Origin of the sequence: Streptomyces olivochromogenes (genome assembly GCF_001514115.1) — a bacterium.
In the GTDB taxonomy this organism is placed as follows: domain Bacteria; phylum Actinomycetota; class Actinomycetes; order Streptomycetales; family Streptomycetaceae; genus Streptomyces; species Streptomyces olivochromogenes.
In genome coordinates this window covers 13,260-28,368 of record NZ_KQ948479.1, presented here as the reverse complement: position 1 = coordinate 28,368, position 15,109 = coordinate 13,260, and the positions used below count along the sequence as shown (strand labels likewise).

Genomic DNA, 15,109 nt, shown 5'->3' with positions numbered 1-15,109 from the left:
ACTCGCAGAACGGTTCCTCCCATGCCTTCCATCAAGATCCTTGGGCGCGAGCCCGCCGCGGTCCTGGCCTTCATCTCGATCCTGGTGAAGCTCGCCTCGGCCTACGTGTTCCACGCCACCGTGAACCAGCAGGCCACCGTCAACACGGTCGCCGCTTGCGGCGTCGCCCTGTTCATCGCTGTCGTGGCTCACGACAGCATCGGCGCGGCGGTCTTCAACCTGGCGCAGGCACTTGTGGCCGCCGCGGTCGGCTTCGGCTTGAAGCTGGACGCCGACCACCAGGCCCTGTGGCTGTCGCTGGTCACCGTCGTGATCGGCCTGTGGAGTCGCACGCAGGTCACCGCTCCGGTGCCCGCGGCCGCACTGAGGAGTCCGAGCCTCGAGCACGCGGCCTGATCCTGTTATCGACACCCCCCACCGGAGCAAGCCATGGCCGATGAGCCGTCTCTGGGCGAGCTGGGACGGCTCATCCAGCTCTTGAGAGGCGATGTCCGCGAGGACATGGCGTTGATCAACGCTCGTCTCGACAAGCTGGTGAGCGCCGACGTGTACGCCGCGGAAAAGGCGGCTATGGCGAAGGACATCAGCGACCTCGGGAAAGACCTCGAGCAGCTGGCCACCAGACACGACCGGGATGTGGCCGCCATTCAGAACCAGCGCTCCCAAGACGCTAACCGGGTCACGCAAACCCGCCGCTACATGGTCGCCTCGGTCATCATCCCGATCCTCGGGCTCGTCATCCCGGTCATCCTGGTCATGATGGGAGGGAAATGAATCCCCCGAGTTCTGGCAGCCGGGTGGAAGCACGTAGGCGACACCGGCGGGGCAACCTGGTCGCTGCTGCGGCGATCGCCTTGGCGGCTGGCACGCTGGCCGCCGTTGTTACTGGGTTCCTGATGATGTCGCAGAACCTTTCGGCTGAGCGACATCGCAGTGACCTCCTTGCGGCGCAGGTCAAATCACTGGGCGGTACCCCAGTGGCTGGGCCGCGTGGTTCTGCCGGCACGGCGGGCTTGATCGGACCGTCCGGGCCCCCTGGCCCGACGGGTGCGTCTGGGCAGCCGGGCAAGGCCGCCCCCACCATCACCCCGAGCCCCGGGCCGACCGGCCCTCCGGGACCGTCGGGCGCCCCGGGACCGTCGGGCGCCCCGGGAGCGAACTCCACGGTGGCCGGCCCCGCGGGACCTGCCGGGCCCACGGGAGCCGAGGGCGCGAGCGGCGCGCCGGGCAAGGATGGCAGTAACGGTTCTCCTCCAAAGTCCTGGACGTACACCGACCAGGACGGCAACGAGTACCAGTGCACCGCGGTCGACAACTTTGACCCGGACAATCCGCGCTATCACTGTGTGCAGACCAGCACGGCCAGCCCGTCACCCGCGCCCAGTCCGAGTCCTAGCGAGCAGCCGTCGCCGAGTGACAGTCCCTCTCCGCTGCTGCCTCTGGGGCTGTTGCGCCGCACCTGACGACCCTGACGAACCGCATGACAGTGCCCCCGCTCCACCCGCCACACGGCGGGGGAGCGGGGGCACTCTGCTGTGCTGGATACCCGCACGTACGTACGATGGCGCCATGAGCACCACTGCGGCCCGTCCCGTCCCTCCCGCCCCCGTGTGCGCGCCCGCCCAGGTCGGCCCGTGCGCGGGCTGCGGCCACCCCACCCACCGGTACGGGCTCGGCGGCTGCCCCCTGTGCGTCGTCTGCCTGGCCAAGGTGGAAGCCGGGCGGGCGAAGTAGCCGTACAACGCAGATGACCCCCACGGATCCTCCCGCGGGGGTCATCGAGGACCTCTTCGCCGTCAGTGGCGGGCTTCGAACCAGACGATGAGGAGGCTCACGGCCCCGCTGCCAAGGCTGTACGAGGCGCCTCGGATCATCTGGTCGTGGACAGCACGGCCGTTGCGCTTCATCCAATCGCGAATCTTCACGCGGATCCGTTGGACGCTACTGTCTGAACCGTCGGGATCCTTGTTAAGGTGTTTCACGGTGTATCTATCCTCTTCCTTCTACTGGGGCGGATGGAACATCACGCAGGGACCCCTCCCAACACACGGGCCTCGACAACTCGTGCTGGGAATGGGGTCCTTCTGCATCCCGCAGTCTACGACGCGCCACGTACACCGGGGCGTCCGAGCATCAAGACGACGCCCTGAGCGGACGACTGGTGACGGTTCGTCATCGCTCGAAGGGCCACTGACAACCACTCAGAGCAACTCAGATCCGAACCAACGCCTAACCAACCCGGGGGAACGCGACGTTCCTCATGCCGGATGTGACAGTCCCCACTTTCTCGCCGCATGGTCATGCTCTTCTCCCCGTAAGCCGGTTTCTCCTGCGAGTTCGGGAACGGTATGACAGAAACCTGACCTCTCGCAGGCGGCTCTGCCATACCCAGCCATCGGCATCATCCGAGCAGGTGAAGTGACGGGAACCCAAAGGAACTCGCGGGTAATTCGCAAGGAACTGCTACGCTCCGCTTCCTTCCGCTAGGCAACGCTAGCCTGCGGTTTTGCTGGTTGACCGATTTTCGACGCCAGCGGATAGCCTGCATGGCGACGCCCCGGCTGCTTTCCTCAGCCGGGGCGTCGTCGTTGACAGACCTATACGAGCACTGTGCTCGGATCGAAGCTGGGATCGAACCGGTCGCAGGCCACGCCCTGCCAGATCTCCCAATCAGTGCTGACGTGACCGGTGCCGACCTTCGTGCCGCTCGCGGCCCAGAACGGGCGTAGGACCAGCAGGCCGGACTTCTGCCGTGAGCATCCCTCTGCATGCTTCTCTGGGTACGCGGTGTGGTTGAACTGGCCGGGGCCGTACAGGTGCCCGCAGCAGTCCACGCGCCAGTCGATGACCCGGTGGCTGTCGGGAACCCTGTGACGGTCCATGTGGTGGCGGAAGTGGGCGTGGATGGCGTGGTCGCCGTGCGCCCGGGCAGCCTCGGGATTGGAGTAGACGCCCAGCGTCTGATCGAACCTCTGGACGTTCCAGATGTCGGTGTTCACGGTCGGTGTCCTCACTTCTTGCCGTGGAGGGGGCAATCCCGGGCTGGTCCTTCGTACATGCCTGGCGAACCCGTGGTGCACCCGCAAGCGGTCAGGCTCTCGGCAAGCGGCACGAGTGCATCCAAGTTGGCCTGCGCCTCCGCTTCGTCGTGCGCCTCCTGTGCTTCCAGGGCCAGGTCGTCCAGGTATTCGGCGGCACGCTCCACGTCAGCATCGCCGCCCATGGAGTGAATATCCTGCGCACACCAGCGGATGATTGAGGCCCTGTCCGGATTGGACCAGTAGTCCGTGATCGGTGTCATGTCGGCTCGCGCCCTGACGGACAGGTCGTGCAGGTGATCGGCTGCGTCCTGTACCGCCGGGCTGTCGTCGACGGACCGGACTCGGTCGGCGCACCAAAGGACGACTGCCGCAAGGTCGGTGCACTCGCGGGCGAGGGTCGCGGCGGCTTTTTGCTCTGGGGGCTGCGTGCTGGATTCGCTCACCGTCGGTGTCCTCACTCCTCGGTGGCGCGGTCGGTTCGGGCGCCCTGCCCGGGCGCGGAGGATCGCGCCGCGCGGATCTGTTCAGCGTCGTAAAGGCTGGCGCCAGCGCGGCCAGGCTGGCGGGCGACGGCCTTCACGCCCCATCGGGACAGTGTCTTGCGGGCGCTTCCGGTGGACGCTGCACCGAGGTAGGAAGCCACCTCGGCGATCGTCCACCGCTCGGGCTCGGCAGCCATCAGGCGGTGGCGTGCTTGCCGACGATGGCCCAGAACTCGTCGGTGTCGAGGGTGTCGATGTCGACGGCGCCGTGTGCGGCCACGATCTCCTCGACGATGGCGTCGACGTCGTATTCGCCGTCGCTGGCGTCGGTGGCAGTGACGATCTGGTCGCGGAGGTCGCGGCTGGTGAAGGTCATGGTGTTCCCCCTCTTGCTGGGCTTCGGGCTGTTCCCTCGACCTCAGGACTTCAGTATGCCTCACGGTGAGGCGAAGTTGCAAGGGATGTCGAGACGGAATCCATCCCCCGTGCGTCCCGACCCGGAGAATCGCTCCTGACGAAGAATCTGACGCCCCGTGAGACGCGATAAGCTCACATATGGCCAGCGAAGATCGATAGAATGTGACCATGACTCAGGCCGACGCCTACACACCGCCACTAGCCAAGACCATGGACGACATCGACAAGGTCATCGACTTCATCAACGCTCGCGTCAAGCCACTGCGCGACGCCATCCCGTACAGCTCCACCGAAGATCGGCCCCACCAGGCCCTCCTCGACATGACGACCGTCATCAAGGGCGCCGCCCAGGCTGAGATCGCGCGCGGCGACAACCCGAGCACGCTGCACTTCTTCCTGACGATCGCGGCCCGGCAGTGGCGCGACCACCCCGACTTCCTGCCCGAATGGAAGAACTGAGGCGGCCGCAATGGGACAGCAGATCATCAAGCAACCAGACGGCCTGCTCGCCGTGTTCTCCAGCATCACCGACACGTTCATCCTCATGGACGCCACACCAGACGAGATCGTCGAGTGGCGAGCCGAACAGGCCGCGCACTCCGAGCGCGAGCGCACCCGCCGCGAATTGGGGCACGTCCTTGCCGACGACCCACGCGCCGCTTACTTTCAGTTCGCCCGAACGTGGGAGGAAGTCTGCGAGATGAACCGAGAACACGGCGGAGACCTCATCCCGCAGAACGGGCCGACTCGATGAGCACCGGCAGACTTCCCGCCAGACCGGACGAACGCCCCCCGCTCCCCGCAGAGTTCGACGACGAGCTGCGCGCCCGCCTCGCCGCCCTCGACGCCGCCTCCGACACCCACGCGCAGGACCAGCGCCCCGACAACACCACCCGCGCCTACGCCGGGGACTGGAAGACCTGGACCGCGTTCTGCGCCCAGCTCCAGATCCCGCCCACCGCCGCCACGCGCGGCACGCTGCGCGCGTTCGTCGACTACCTGTGGAACCGGGAGAAGCGCGCCTACTCCACCGTCGACCGCAAGCTCGCCGGCGTCACCGTCACCCTGCGGCAGCAGCACAGCGTCATCGTGGACCCGGAAGCCACCAAGGCGGCCCGCGAGTTGCTGAAGGACTACCAGAAGAAGGCCGACGAGGCAGAGGAGCCCGCGCGCGGCCGCGGGAAGGCCCCCGCAATGCGCCTGGTCGATCTCCGCCTCATCGTCTCCAAGTGCGACACCGACATCTTCGGCATCCGCGACCGCGCGATGATCCTGCTCGGGTTCTCCATCGCCGCACGCCGCGCCGAGCTCGCCGGGCTCCGGCTGCGGAACATCCGCGACGACGACAAGGGCCTCCTGGTCGACGTCCGCGTCTCCAAGACCGAACCCCGCACCGTCGCAGTGCCGTACGGACAGCATGCGGCCACCTGCCCCGTACTCGCCTGGCAGGCCTGGCGCGACGCCGCACAGATCGCCGACCCGGACCGGCACGCCTTCCGCCGGATCCACCACACCGGATCCGTACAGCCGCAGGGCCTCACCCCGCAGCGCGCCGGCGACCTCATCACCGCGGCCGGACTACGCGCCGGGTTCGAGGAACTCTTCACCGGGCACTCCGTGCGCTCCGGCATGGCCACCGAGGCACGCCGCGCCGGGAAGGACCGCAAGGCCATTGCCGCGGTAACCGGGCACGCCGACGGCTCGAAGGTCCTGGACGGCTACATGCAGATCGTCGACCAGTGGGACGAGGACGACAACGCGCTGATCGGGATCGGGCTGTGACGATGGACGAAGAGTCACGCTGCGGGCGGACCACGGCGAGTTCGAGGAAGCCCTGCCGTGGCTTCCGACTGTCCCCCTTCCCTGCCTGTGTCACGCACTTGAACCCGGCAGAGCGTGCCGAGTACGAGAAGCGAAAGGCCGAGAAGGACAGACGTTGGGGGGAGCCGTACCGCAGGTATAGGAGCGGACTGCAGCTGAGTGCACCTGCCTGCTGGAGCTGGCCCATCACGCGCCCCGAGTCCGCCGAGGTGCTGCACTCGGTGACCGCTGACAGCCAGTTCGAGGCAGAGGACCGGGCCGACACCGTCCTGTACGAATGGCACGCGGGCCGGTGCGCGATCTGCGGGCGCGTGGATCAGCTCGTAGTCGACCACGATCACGGAACCGGCCTGGTGCGTGGCCTCCTATGCCGCCAGTGCAACACCCTTGAGGGCGTGGACGGGCGTACAGGCACCGTGTTCCAGCGCTACCGGGAACTCCCGCCCGTGCGCATCCTGGGGGTCCGCCTGCGCTACTGGGATCCCTACACCAAGGAATTCGCGGAGCCCGCTCCCGCGCGGCAGGACAGCCAGGGGGAGAACAACCCGCTCGCGCAGATCGGCAAGGCGGCCGTGAAGAAGCAGGACCCCGACGCTTAGTCGCCCTGGCCGGGGGTGTCCCACAGGCCGGTGTGGGCGACGGTTTACCGGCGGGGGCGGCCTGTGTCGCGGAGGTTGCGCATGGTGGGGTCGTTGTTGATGCCCGGTGCCTGCCGTACGGCGCTCAGGACGACGTCGGGCAGGTCTTCCGGCCAGTCTTCGGCCTCGATGAGGTGGTGCTCGCCGACGAACCACACCGTGGACAGCAACGCGGCTGCCATCGTCTGATGCAGGTGCTCACGCATCCCGCCGTCGCGGCCGGTGATCCCGGCGGCCTGCTCGATCTGCTTGGCCGACAGCGGGACCAGCTCGGGGTGCAGGGCGCCGCGTCCGGCGTGGACCATCTTCAGGCCTTGGCGGGCCCAGTGGTCCAGCATCCGTTCGTACGTTTCCCAGTCCCGGCCGCCCGCGGCAACGTACTTGGACAGCATGGCCGCGATTTCACCGGCCTCGGTGATGGTCTCGGTGAAGGACTGCAGGAGCAGGGTGGCCTGTTCGTCTGTCAGATCGCCGTCGCGCTTTGGGCCTCGTTGATCGGTCACCGGGTCACCCTAGCGAGGCCGGTCATGCTGCGTCCGGCGAAGCGGCCACGTTCAGCCGTTGGCCTGCTCGGGGGCGTCCCACAGGCCGGTGTGGGCGACGGCGTCGGCGGTGATGGCGGGGTCGCGGTCGGCGAGCAGCGGGTGGGTGGCGGCGATCTGGCCGATGAGCATGTTGAGCCAGCCGGAGGAGAGTGCCCGGCGGTGGGTGTTGAGGAGGAGGGCGTGTTCGTCGGGTTCGACCGGGTCGGGTCGTACGGCGAGGTAGGCCTTCAGGGCGGCGCCGGTGAGGGGGTCCAGGGTGAACTTGCGGCCGACGTTCTCGTGGTCGTCGGGGGCGCGGATGTCCCAGAAGCCGTCGGGTTGGGGGTAGAGGTGGCGGCGGTCGATGCGGACGACGTGGGCGGGGCGCAGGCCTTCGAGGAGGAGGTACACGATGAGCTGGTCGCGCTGGTAGTGCTTGGAACGCTGCGGTCCCCAGCCGCCGGTGCAGGCGAGGAGGACGGCTCGTTCGCGGGGGTCCAGGCGGTTCTTGGCGCCGGCCGGGCGGGGTACGCCGGAGCGCAGCACGGACAGGTCGGGGGGCAGGGTGATGTGGCCGCGGTTCCTGGCGGCTTCGTAGTACTGGGTGAGGGCGGTGATGCGGCGGTCGTGGGTGCGGGCGGCGTCGGGGTGTGCGGCGGCGAGGTAGCCGAGGGCGTCGGGTCCGTCGAAGGGCCGTCCGTCGAGGAGGGCGTGCAGGTGGTGATCGTGGGACCAGGCGGCGATGTCTGCGGGGCCTGCGGTGAGGACGTCGACGGGCGGCGTCTGGTGGGCGCACCAGGCGATGAAGTAGCCGATCTCGCGCCCGTATTCGGCGCGGGTGCTGGCTCTCAGGGCGCTGGTGGCGAGCCAGTCGTTGAGCAGGTCGACGGGGTCCATGGTCTTATCTTGCCCGAAACCCTTGTTGATCTACTTGGTAAAACTTCGGAGCCGCCTCAGCCCCCTGCCGCTGGTGGTGCGGATCGTGGGGGTGTGCGGGGCGGGGCCGCGCGTGTGCGGCTGGGAGGGTGGGGGCTCCGAAGTTTTGCAGAGTGGCAGGTCAGATGGGGTATCGGGGTGCCCCGGGTGGGTGTGGGGGCGGTGTGGTCCGGGGTGTTCCCTGGGACGGCCGGCGGGGCGTAACCTGCCCGGCAGTGCGGTCGAGCAACATTTCCCAAGGGTGGAGCTCCCGCACCACCCCTGCCGCGGGCCCGCGCTCTCCACCAGCCGGGCCCGCAGGCACGCTCAGAACGGCCCGTCGTATCCCCACGTATGCGGATCGTCGCCACAGCAGGCCGAACACATGCACTTGCAGGAGTTCTCCCGCCCGGTGCACGGACCAGGCCGCCCCTCTTCCCCGTCCTCGTGCGCCAGGGCCCCTGGGCAGTACGGACCCGGCTCCGGGCAGTCGGCCACGGCCATCTCATGCCGCTCGCACCACGTCGCCATCGCGGTCGCCAGCTGCACGTCACCCTTCGGGCCGGCGTACCGCATCGCCCGGTCCTCCCACGGACACAGCGCCTCCACGGCGGGAAGCGGGCACGAAGGCGGCTGGATGTATCCGTCAGGCGTGGTGAGCCACGTCCGGCCGTCCGGTGCCCGCCAGTCCGTCCACACCTTGGCGTCGGATCGGGACTGCGGGTTGTACTGACGCACCGCCACCACACCGCACGCCGTACACCGCTTCCGGTCCTCGAACACGTCCACCAGTTGGTGGTCCGTCATCACGGTCACGGTCACCGAGAAAACCTCCTCCAAATCGATCCCCCAACCTATCTACCTGCATGGGGAGTTCTCGGGGTAACATCGCTGTGCGCGATGAGTCTGACCAGTCAGGCCACCACCCGGTCCGGGGCGGTGGCCTTCGTCGTCTCCGGGGCTGCGGCGTTGCCTGCTACCAGGAGTTGTAGAAGCGGATGACCTTAACGTTTTCAGGGATGTCGTCGGTCCGGATCTCGATTCCCTGGCGCTGGTCGTCCTGCCAATCGCGGTGGGGAATGTCGACCTCTTGACCGTTCCGGTTCGGTTCTGCGCCGTCGAAGAAGCGTTCCACGTCGGCGGGTGGGTCGATGTGGGCGGCTCGGCAGGCGTCCCAGATGGTTTTCATCTGCTGCCAGCGCTCGTCGGGTGGGGCGAAGCCTTTGATGTGGGTGGACATGCCCATGGTGGTCGTCCTGTCCTAGCGGGCGGTCAGGTGGTAAATGCCTAGGCTGCGGTCAGGCGGCGAGGTGGTGGGCGGCCTGCTCGAAGCGGGCGGCTGCGGTGACGCCGCGGGAGAAGGCGCCGGCGAAGCGCTTGGCGGTGGGGTCGTCGATGCCGGCGGCGATGAGGTGGGTGCGGGCGGTCTGGGGGGTACCGGTGGCAACGGCCTGGTGGGCGCGGCGGGTTGCGCGGGTCTGTGTGGCGCGGGTGCGGATGGTGCGGCGCGCACTGCGGCTGTTGGCCTTCATGGTGGTTCCCCCTGTTGCTGTGGTGTGTGACCACCTTACCCATTCTTCTATTGCACTCGCAATACAAGAGTGCGTATCATCTGGGGTACCGGGACAACCCCGTACACCCCCCAGGTGTGACAGCAATAGAAGAAGGAGGAAACTAGGCGTGCCCACACACGACAGCAGGCGCCCGCCCGGCCGCCGGGATGGATGCCGGCGCCCGGAAGGACACGCCCCCATGCCCGCAAAGCCCCAGCGAAGCCGCCTCACTGAAGTCACCACCGACGCCCAGACCGTGGCCGATGCTCTCGCTTCGCGTGGGGACCTTCTACAGGCCGAAGCGGTGCAGGCCCTCATCGACAGCGCCACCAAGACCGCCGACGCGCTCGACGTGGCCCTGGATGCGGTAAGCCGTATCGACCTGGTGCCCATGGCGATCCCGATCGAGTCCGGCCTTCACATGCGTGCCTATGAGTCGTCGAATCTGACGGCGGACGTGCTGGAAGGGTGGATTCGGTTCCTGGCCGGCCAGTGGACTCCGGAGAAGCCGACGTATGCCCGGCACGGCGAGGCTGAGGCGAAGTCGGTGATGAACATCCGGGCGCCGCGCGCCCTGGTCACCCGAGTTGAGAAGGCTGCGGCCGATTTTGTGGTCGAGCACGAGTGGCCGACGATTCGTGGCCACAAGCTGAACGCCCGGCATTTGGCGACGCAGTGGATGGCCCGCCTGTACCCGGCCGCGCCCGAAGGAACTGAGGCGGCCGCCGAGTAGCGGCCGCGGCCGGCCCGGGCCGAAGGGACGACGTCTTCCCCGGGCTGGCCGCCACATCACGCATCACAAGGAGACCTCATGGCTCAGGCCATTGAGGCCCCCGCCAGCACGACGGCGGAGGGCCCCACCCAGCACACCCAAAACCAGGTCAGCCGCTTCACCGCGCCTCAGCTTCGGCTGCTGCACCGGGCCGTTGACCCCAAGCGGGTTGGTAAGGACGACAAGGGCTTTGCGCACATGCAGGCCTGGGACATCAAGCGGTATCTGCTCCGCGTGTTCGGGTTCGCCGGCTACGACACCGAGAACCGTGAACTGACCCTGGTCAGGGAGATCGAAACGCCCAACGGGAACCGTTCCAAGTGGACGGTCGTGTACCGGGCGCAAGTCCGTCTGATCGTGAAGGACGTTCAGGGGCGGGAGCTGGGGCACTGGGACGGTGAAGCGGCCGGTGCGGGCAACAACCTGCCGAACCTGGCAGACGCGCACGACATGGGAATGAAGACCGCGTCGTCTCAGGCGTTCAAGCGGGCCGCTACCCACCTGGGGGACGCGTTCGGGCTGTCGCTGTACAACGACGGCTCCTCGGCCCCGGTGGTGAACTTCTCTGCCGCGCATCCGCCGGAGCAATGGGAGAAGGTCGCGGCGCCGCTTCCGGAGCCGGACGATGCGCCGGTGCGGCCCGAACCGGGATCGCAGGCCACCGAGGACGCCACCCCGCCGGAACAGGAGCAGACCGGGCGGGCGGAGCAGCGCGAGGACGTGCGCCGCCAGGAGCAGGCGGGCGGCACGACGCTGGAGGCATTGAAGGGAAAGATCAACGCCGGTTGGTCGAACCGCCTTTCATGCGAGCAGAACCTTGCCGACGCCCGGAAACATGGCCTGCTGGACGAGCCGGTGAAGGTCGGCGAGATGGACGTGCGTGTCGAGGACCTCCTGACGCGCCGCATCGCCCACTTGAAGCAGCAGGCCGCCCAGGCCAACGCCACGGAAGGGCAGGCCGCCTGATGGCCGCCGGGTGGGAGGAGCGGGCCGCATGCCGGAAACTGGACCAGGCGCTGTTCTACCCGTCCAAGGGGGCGACAGAGCAGGAGGCTCGCGCCCGGGCCGCATGCGCTGGCTGTCCGGTCAGGGAGGCGTGTTTGTCCGCCACTCTGGTGGATGAGAAGAGGTTGCGTCCGTCGGACCGTGAGGGGATCCGCGGGGGCTTGGACGGCCGGGAGCGGTACATCGTTCAGAACGGCCAGATGCCGCGCCGGTCGCGCCGGAAGGCTGTAGCCAAGCCGCGGCGTTCTGCGCCGGAGGTCGACGTGGCGCGCCAGGCGGCGAAGAGCAACCGCTACCACTCGCCTCGCCGCGTCCACGCCACCGCGGCCGAGCGTCCCGAGTGCGGGACGCGCAGCGGGTATCAGTGGCATACCGCGCACTATGAGATCCCGTGTGAGCCGTGCACGGCTGCCGACTTGGCGGTCACCTGGTTCATCCGGTTGAGCACCGCCGCGTAGCGCGGCCATCACGTCCAGCCCACCCCACGGGGCTTCCGCACCACCACCCACATCCGGCTATCGCCGAACGGAGCTCCGCCATGTCCACATCCGAACTTCTGGTCCGTCTGTTGATCCCCGCTGTCCTGGTCGTCGCCGTGGTCGGCGTCCCCGTCGCGTTCTGGTGGGAGAAGCGCCGCCCGAGCGTTCCCGAGCACGTCGCTCGGATGCGGTCCTGGCGGTCTCTGCCGAGGCGTGAGCAGCGCAGGCATGACGACGCGGTGCTTGACGCGGCCGAGATGGCCGAGACCGGCACGTTGCGCACGCCGCGCGAGCGGCTTCGGGAGTACCCGGACGTTCGGGTCGGTGCCGAGGAGGCCGCTCGGTATACGGCGGCCCGGATGGCGGAGGCCGCGAAGCGCAACGCCCTGTTCCACCCCTGACCGATCGACTCCCCGTCCGTTCCTGCCCCTGCCCTGGAGGTGAAGGCCGCTATGCCCCTACGTCCGATAGCCGTTGCCGCGGCCCTCACCGCGGCGGCTCTGTTCGGTGCGCTCGCTGTGCGCCGGCATCGCAAGTTGCGGCGCGCTCTGCTCGCGGAGCGCGCCGTTCGGCGTCTCGAGGGCGCCGCGCACATCCGTGACATCGAAGCGTTCAGCGTCCGCTTTCACGCGGTGCTCGAGGACCGGGCGGTCCTGGATGCCGCGGATCTGGTCCTGGACACCGCTCTCGCTACACACCACAACCCGGAAGGGGGGCCTGCTCTATGAGCACGCTGGATCCGATCGAGGCGGCTGCCGCCTTCTACGAGCACCGGTTCGCCAAGTACAAGGGGTGTGCCCCGCACTGGGATCCGGCTCTGCCCGGCCGGGCGCTGGGGGACGCGTCGTTGTCGTTGGATGCGTGGTCGTCTTCTTCGGAGGATGGCGGGGAAGCGCAGAAGGACCGGCTGGCCCGGGAGAAGCGGGCGCTGGCGGTGTGCAGGGCGTGTCCGGTGCTGGAGGCCTGCCGAGCGTATGCGAACTCGGAGACCGCGGACGGGAAGCTGGTGCAGCCGGATGGGATCTGGGGCGGGGAGCTGGCTCTGGACCGTCATCGGGCGCTGATTGCCCGGCGTGCGAACGCGCCGTTGCCCGCGCGGCAGGATCTCGCGGAGGCGCGCACCGTACAGAAGCGGGCCGTGCTGGCGGCGTTGGCGCGGGAGACGGATGAGGAGCTGGTGGCGTACCGGGCGGGCATGGATGTCCGGACGGCGAACTGGAACCGGTCGGTGCTGTGCACGCTGCTGGGGTTGAACAAGGAGACCGCGACCCGGGAGCAGCTGTTGCGGCTGGCGGCCGCGCATGATCTGCTGCCGCGCCGGTGCCGGATCGTCCCGGACGGCCAGTGGCCGATCGCGGCGGCGCCGACGACGGACGGTGCCCGGCAGCGCCGGATCGCCGCGGGCGCCCCGCAGCAGCTGGTGCTCAACCTGTGGCCGGGCCAGCCGGCCCCGCGGCGCGGGCCGAGGCCGCGCCAGACCCCCTCCGCCGCGGCCTCGGCGCGCCGCTCCCTGCGTCCGAGACTCCGCCTCGTCGCTCCGTACGTCGCTGAGCCGCTTCCCTTCCCCACCACCATCCGCACCGCACGCCTGGAGGCCGCAGCATGAGCCAGATCCCCACCCCGTCGTCTTCCGTCGCCTCCACCAGCTCGAGCGCCTCGGCCGCCGAGCCGCCGGCCGTCCCGCCGGTGGACTTCGTGCTCGCCGGGCGGGCGGTGTCGACGGGCGCGCATATCGCGGGGCTGATCGCGGCCGCGCAGTTGGACACGGTGGGCACGCCGCGGAAGCTTCCGGCGGACTTGTTCCCGGGGGTGGATCCGGCGGTGGTGCAGGAGATTTGGGATCGGGCGTTGGTGGTGGGGGTGCGGGCGGGCCAGTTGATGAACGCGCCGCGGTTCAACCGGGACAAGCTGGCGCGTCTCCAGGGGCAGTTGACGGAGGCGGGGTTCCTGGCGATGGGCGGGATGGCGGGCCAGTCGCGGGTGGCGGCTGAGCGGGCTCCGGAGTGGCATCCCGCGGACGGCGAGGACGGCCGTGAACACCCGTGAGACATCAACTGCGGTGTGACTAGTCGTACGTAAGACACGGAGGGAAGGGACCGGGACAGATGACCAGTCGAAACGGTAGGCTGAGCCTTGCGTTTGAGGTGCAGTCAGTTGCGAGGCTGCGCGGAGGACGCACTCCGACAAAGTCGGAAGCCCCCGCTGCCACCTTGGTGGCGGTCCCGGTTTGCGAAGCCGGAACGCGAGGGCTGACGACACCACAAAGCTTGCGACGAAGTAAAGGTGCCGACATGGCAGAGCGTACCCGGACACCCGGGCAATCAGACAGTCGAACCCCGGACACCGCCGTGAAGATCACACCGGCGATGCAGACGGGTCCTGTCACTTCAACCCACAGCACACGATGAGCCCCCGGGGCTATGCCGCCCGTCCGTATGACGAGTGGTCCCCCGACGAGCAGGACACCACCGTCGTCACGGCCGCCGAGATTGTCCCCGGCACCGTGGTGGCGTGGAACTACAAGCCGCTGCTCATCGTCCGCACCGAGGAAATCAACCTCGCCAACTGGAAGACCAGCTTCGTCCAGGCCTGGCAGGCAGCCGGTGAGCCTGACCATGAGACGTGGAACGGTCGCCCGCTGTACATCCATAACCGGACCGACCGCACCAAGGACCCGCTGAAGGTGGGGACCGCCCCGGCGTCCTGGAAGTACCTGGTTCTCCCCAAGCACTACGCGGTGTGCAGCCACTGCGGCGACCTGCCGCCCTGCCGCGAAGTGTTCATGGACCGCGTGATGGCCATCGAGGGTAAGCGGATCGACTTCGAGATGCGGCTGGTCCACGGCGCCTGCCACGGCTGCGGCCAGGCCGTAACGCCCCGGGAGCACAGCATGTTGTTCCCGGGAGACAACCTGATTCGTCCCGACCTCGGGTCCAACACCGCCGTGTTCCACACGCGGCACAGCTGCCTGCCGCTCGCCCTGGCCTACCAGGAGCGGTGGCTGGCCGCCGATGACTCCCGTACCCCGCGCCTCGGGGACGGTGCTCGACAACCACGAAAGAGAGATCAGATGACGTAGCGCTTTCTGGGCGGGAGATTCCTCGACCGCCTGGCCGCGTCCCGGACTGGTGCGCCAAACACCTCCGGGCCTCTGCGGCCCTCGTACCACGGATCAGCACGCCAATGCCGATCTAAGGCCCGCCGGGCGCCAACCCGAGCGAGCGAAATGCAGGTTCTCCACGAACCACTTCACCGCCACCGAGGGCTTTTGCGTTCCCGCAAGGCCATCAACGAAGGCAGGTACATAGTGCAGCACCGCACCCCTTCTTGTCAGCTTGGCAACTCCACCGTGGGCGATTCGCGAGGAATCTCCCCCCGGTCGGGTGGCATCCAGCGCACCGAATCCACCCCGGACACATACGCCCCTACTGTCGAAATCGAACGTGCGTACGACTACAGTGC

At 68.3% G+C, this 15,109-nt stretch carries 24 protein-coding genes; 14 read left to right on the top strand and 10 right to left on the bottom strand.

Features of this window, described 5'->3' with window-relative positions:
* Positions 1 to 21: 21 nt before the first annotated feature.
* From AQJ27_RS44805 to AQJ27_RS57630, 3 genes are all read left to right on the top strand, one after another.
* On the top strand, positions 22 to 396 hold the full coding sequence (locus tag AQJ27_RS44805) for a hypothetical protein (protein ID WP_079065757.1): 375 nt from the start codon (positions 22 to 24) through the stop codon (positions 394 to 396).
* Between the two features lie 33 nt (positions 397 to 429).
* Entirely contained in the window at positions 430 to 774 is a 345-nt protein-coding gene (locus tag AQJ27_RS44800; RefSeq protein WP_067382861.1) for a hypothetical protein, read from the top strand.
* A 795-nt stretch (positions 775 to 1,569) separates the two neighbouring features.
* Entirely contained in the window at positions 1,570 to 1,734 is a 165-nt protein-coding gene (locus tag AQJ27_RS57630; protein ID WP_167552154.1) for a hypothetical protein, read from the top strand.
* 863 nt (positions 1,735 to 2,597) lie between these two features.
* Here the strand turns inward: AQJ27_RS57630 and AQJ27_RS44795 are convergent.
* From AQJ27_RS44795 to AQJ27_RS44780, 4 genes are read right to left on the bottom strand one after another with little or no spacing between them, the layout of a single operon-like run.
* Entirely contained in the window at positions 2,598 to 2,999 is a 402-nt protein-coding gene (locus AQJ27_RS44795) for a hypothetical protein (protein ID WP_067382858.1), read from the bottom strand.
* Positions 3,000 to 3,010: 11 nt separating this feature from the next.
* On the bottom strand, positions 3,011 to 3,484 hold the full coding sequence (locus tag AQJ27_RS44790; RefSeq protein WP_067382855.1) for a hypothetical protein: 474 nt from the start codon (positions 3,482 to 3,484) through the stop codon (positions 3,011 to 3,013).
* An 11-nt stretch (positions 3,485 to 3,495) separates the two neighbouring features.
* Entirely contained in the window at positions 3,496 to 3,720 is a 225-nt protein-coding gene (locus AQJ27_RS44785) for a hypothetical protein (protein ID WP_067382852.1), read from the bottom strand.
* The gene (locus AQJ27_RS44780) at positions 3,720 to 3,899 is read right to left on the bottom strand and encodes a hypothetical protein (protein ID WP_067382849.1); all 180 of its coding nucleotides are present in this window, start codon (positions 3,897 to 3,899) and stop codon (positions 3,720 to 3,722) included. Before AQJ27_RS44780 ends, AQJ27_RS44785 begins: the two co-directional genes overlap by 1 nt.
* 209 nt (positions 3,900 to 4,108) lie before the next feature.
* Between AQJ27_RS44780 and AQJ27_RS44775 the strand changes: the two genes are divergently transcribed.
* The 4 genes from AQJ27_RS44775 (at position 4,109) to AQJ27_RS58140 (ending at position 6,360) form a co-directional block, all read left to right on the top strand.
* Positions 4,109 to 4,399 (top strand): hypothetical protein, encoded by a 291-nt coding sequence (locus AQJ27_RS44775; RefSeq protein WP_067382846.1) that lies wholly within the window; start codon positions 4,109 to 4,111, stop codon positions 4,397 to 4,399.
* A 10-nt stretch (positions 4,400 to 4,409) separates the two neighbouring features.
* Entirely contained in the window at positions 4,410 to 4,694 is a 285-nt protein-coding gene (locus AQJ27_RS44770; protein ID WP_067382843.1) for a hypothetical protein, read from the top strand.
* A complete protein-coding gene (locus AQJ27_RS44765; protein ID WP_067382840.1) occupies positions 4,691 to 5,722 on the top strand; it encodes a site-specific integrase in 1,032 nt (343 codons plus the stop codon). The genes AQJ27_RS44770 and AQJ27_RS44765 overlap by 4 nt, the downstream gene beginning before the upstream one ends.
* Before the next feature lie 260 nt (positions 5,723 to 5,982).
* The gene (locus AQJ27_RS58140) at positions 5,983 to 6,360 is read left to right on the top strand and encodes an endonuclease domain-containing protein (RefSeq protein ID WP_201264484.1); all 378 of its coding nucleotides are present in this window, start codon (positions 5,983 to 5,985) and stop codon (positions 6,358 to 6,360) included.
* 44 nt (positions 6,361 to 6,404) lie between these two features.
* Here AQJ27_RS58140 and AQJ27_RS44755 read toward each other — a convergent pair whose 3' ends face one another.
* The 5 genes from AQJ27_RS44755 to AQJ27_RS60335 all read right to left on the bottom strand — a co-directional run bounded on the left by AQJ27_RS44755 (position 6,405) and on the right by AQJ27_RS60335 (position 9,370).
* Positions 6,405 to 6,902 carry a hypothetical protein gene (locus AQJ27_RS44755; RefSeq protein ID WP_067382834.1) on the bottom strand — a complete coding sequence of 166 codons (498 nt, stop codon included), beginning with the start codon at positions 6,900 to 6,902 and terminating at the stop codon, positions 6,405 to 6,407.
* 51 nt (positions 6,903 to 6,953) lie between these two features.
* Entirely contained in the window at positions 6,954 to 7,820 is an 867-nt protein-coding gene (locus tag AQJ27_RS44750) for a site-specific integrase (protein WP_067382831.1), read from the bottom strand.
* Between the two features lie 345 nt (positions 7,821 to 8,165).
* The gene (locus AQJ27_RS44745; RefSeq protein ID WP_159064573.1) at positions 8,166 to 8,660 is read right to left on the bottom strand and encodes a hypothetical protein; all 495 of its coding nucleotides are present in this window, start codon (positions 8,658 to 8,660) and stop codon (positions 8,166 to 8,168) included.
* A 154-nt stretch (positions 8,661 to 8,814) separates the two neighbouring features.
* Positions 8,815 to 9,084: a hypothetical protein gene (locus tag AQJ27_RS44740; protein ID WP_067382825.1), complete on the bottom strand. Its 270-nt coding sequence runs from the start codon at positions 9,082 to 9,084 to the stop codon at positions 8,815 to 8,817.
* A gap of 52 nt (positions 9,085 to 9,136) precedes the next feature.
* Complete coding sequence (locus tag AQJ27_RS60335) at positions 9,137 to 9,370, bottom strand: hypothetical protein (protein WP_067382822.1); 234 nt, start codon at positions 9,368 to 9,370, stop codon at positions 9,137 to 9,139.
* A gap of 220 nt (positions 9,371 to 9,590) precedes the next feature.
* On the opposite strand from AQJ27_RS60335, the gene AQJ27_RS44730 reads away from it, so the two are divergent.
* The 4 genes from AQJ27_RS44730 to AQJ27_RS44715 all read left to right on the top strand — a co-directional run bounded on the left by AQJ27_RS44730 (position 9,591) and on the right by AQJ27_RS44715 (position 12,048).
* Entirely contained in the window at positions 9,591 to 10,124 is a 534-nt protein-coding gene (locus AQJ27_RS44730) for a hypothetical protein (RefSeq protein WP_067382819.1), read from the top strand.
* 78 nt (positions 10,125 to 10,202) lie between these two features.
* Complete coding sequence (locus AQJ27_RS44725) at positions 10,203 to 11,129, top strand: Rad52/Rad22 family DNA repair protein (RefSeq protein WP_067382816.1); 927 nt, start codon at positions 10,203 to 10,205, stop codon at positions 11,127 to 11,129.
* Complete coding sequence (locus tag AQJ27_RS55185) at positions 11,129 to 11,626, top strand: WhiB family transcriptional regulator (RefSeq protein WP_067382813.1); 498 nt, start codon at positions 11,129 to 11,131, stop codon at positions 11,624 to 11,626. Before AQJ27_RS44725 ends, AQJ27_RS55185 begins: the two co-directional genes overlap by 1 nt.
* A gap of 80 nt (positions 11,627 to 11,706) precedes the next feature.
* The gene (locus tag AQJ27_RS44715; protein ID WP_067382810.1) at positions 11,707 to 12,048 is read left to right on the top strand and encodes a hypothetical protein; all 342 of its coding nucleotides are present in this window, start codon (positions 11,707 to 11,709) and stop codon (positions 12,046 to 12,048) included.
* Positions 12,049 to 12,105: 57 nt separating this feature from the next.
* Here the strand turns inward: AQJ27_RS44715 and AQJ27_RS44710 are convergent, their stop codons facing one another.
* Entirely contained in the window at positions 12,106 to 12,348 is a 243-nt protein-coding gene (locus tag AQJ27_RS44710; protein ID WP_067382807.1) for a hypothetical protein, read from the bottom strand.
* Between the two features lie 23 nt (positions 12,349 to 12,371).
* Between AQJ27_RS44710 and AQJ27_RS58135 the strand changes: the two genes are divergently transcribed.
* From AQJ27_RS58135 to AQJ27_RS44695, 3 genes are all read left to right on the top strand, one after another.
* Entirely contained in the window at positions 12,372 to 13,253 is an 882-nt protein-coding gene (locus AQJ27_RS58135; protein WP_067382804.1) for a WhiB family transcriptional regulator, read from the top strand.
* Positions 13,250 to 13,693, top strand: coding sequence for a hypothetical protein (locus AQJ27_RS44700; RefSeq protein ID WP_067382801.1), 444 nt, complete (start codon positions 13,250 to 13,252; stop codon positions 13,691 to 13,693). Before AQJ27_RS58135 ends, AQJ27_RS44700 begins: the two co-directional genes overlap by 4 nt.
* 358 nt (positions 13,694 to 14,051) lie before the next feature.
* Complete coding sequence (locus AQJ27_RS44695; protein WP_067382798.1) at positions 14,052 to 14,726, top strand: hypothetical protein; 675 nt, start codon at positions 14,052 to 14,054, stop codon at positions 14,724 to 14,726.
* Positions 14,727 to 15,109: the final 383 nt, after the last annotated feature.

Bases quoted from the DNA above. Each gene is read 5' to 3' on its own strand.
- AQJ27_RS44805 (WP_079065757.1), top strand. From the start codon at position 22: ATGCCTTCCATCAAGATCCTTGGGCGCGAGCCCGCCGCGGTCCTGGCC.
- AQJ27_RS44800 (WP_067382861.1), top strand. From the start codon at position 430: ATGGCCGATGAGCCGTCTCTGGGCGAGCTGGGACGGCTCATCCAGCTC.
- AQJ27_RS57630 (WP_167552154.1), top strand. From the start codon at position 1,570: ATGAGCACCACTGCGGCCCGTCCCGTCCCTCCCGCCCCCGTGTGCGCG.
- AQJ27_RS44785 (WP_067382852.1), bottom strand. From the start codon at position 3,720: ATGGCTGCCGAGCCCGAGCGGTGGACGATCGCCGAGGTGGCTTCCTAC.
- AQJ27_RS44780 (WP_067382849.1), bottom strand. From the start codon at position 3,899: ATGACCTTCACCAGCCGCGACCTCCGCGACCAGATCGTCACTGCCACC.
- AQJ27_RS44775 (WP_067382846.1), top strand. From the start codon at position 4,109: ATGACTCAGGCCGACGCCTACACACCGCCACTAGCCAAGACCATGGAC.
- AQJ27_RS44770 (WP_067382843.1), top strand. From the start codon at position 4,410: ATGGGACAGCAGATCATCAAGCAACCAGACGGCCTGCTCGCCGTGTTC.
- AQJ27_RS44765 (WP_067382840.1), top strand. From the start codon at position 4,691: ATGAGCACCGGCAGACTTCCCGCCAGACCGGACGAACGCCCCCCGCTC.
- AQJ27_RS44750 (WP_067382831.1), bottom strand. From the start codon at position 7,820: ATGGACCCCGTCGACCTGCTCAACGACTGGCTCGCCACCAGCGCCCTG.
- AQJ27_RS44740 (WP_067382825.1), bottom strand. From the start codon at position 9,084: ATGGGCATGTCCACCCACATCAAAGGCTTCGCCCCACCCGACGAGCGC.
- AQJ27_RS60335 (WP_067382822.1), bottom strand. From the start codon at position 9,370: ATGAAGGCCAACAGCCGCAGTGCGCGCCGCACCATCCGCACCCGCGCC.
- AQJ27_RS44730 (WP_067382819.1), top strand. From the start codon at position 9,591: ATGCCCGCAAAGCCCCAGCGAAGCCGCCTCACTGAAGTCACCACCGAC.
- AQJ27_RS44725 (WP_067382816.1), top strand. From the start codon at position 10,203: ATGGCTCAGGCCATTGAGGCCCCCGCCAGCACGACGGCGGAGGGCCCC.
- AQJ27_RS55185 (WP_067382813.1), top strand. From the start codon at position 11,129: ATGGCCGCCGGGTGGGAGGAGCGGGCCGCATGCCGGAAACTGGACCAG.
- AQJ27_RS44715 (WP_067382810.1), top strand. From the start codon at position 11,707: ATGTCCACATCCGAACTTCTGGTCCGTCTGTTGATCCCCGCTGTCCTG.
- AQJ27_RS58135 (WP_067382804.1), top strand. From the start codon at position 12,372: ATGAGCACGCTGGATCCGATCGAGGCGGCTGCCGCCTTCTACGAGCAC.
- AQJ27_RS44700 (WP_067382801.1), top strand. From the start codon at position 13,250: ATGAGCCAGATCCCCACCCCGTCGTCTTCCGTCGCCTCCACCAGCTCG.
- AQJ27_RS44695 (WP_067382798.1), top strand. From the start codon at position 14,052: ATGAGCCCCCGGGGCTATGCCGCCCGTCCGTATGACGAGTGGTCCCCC.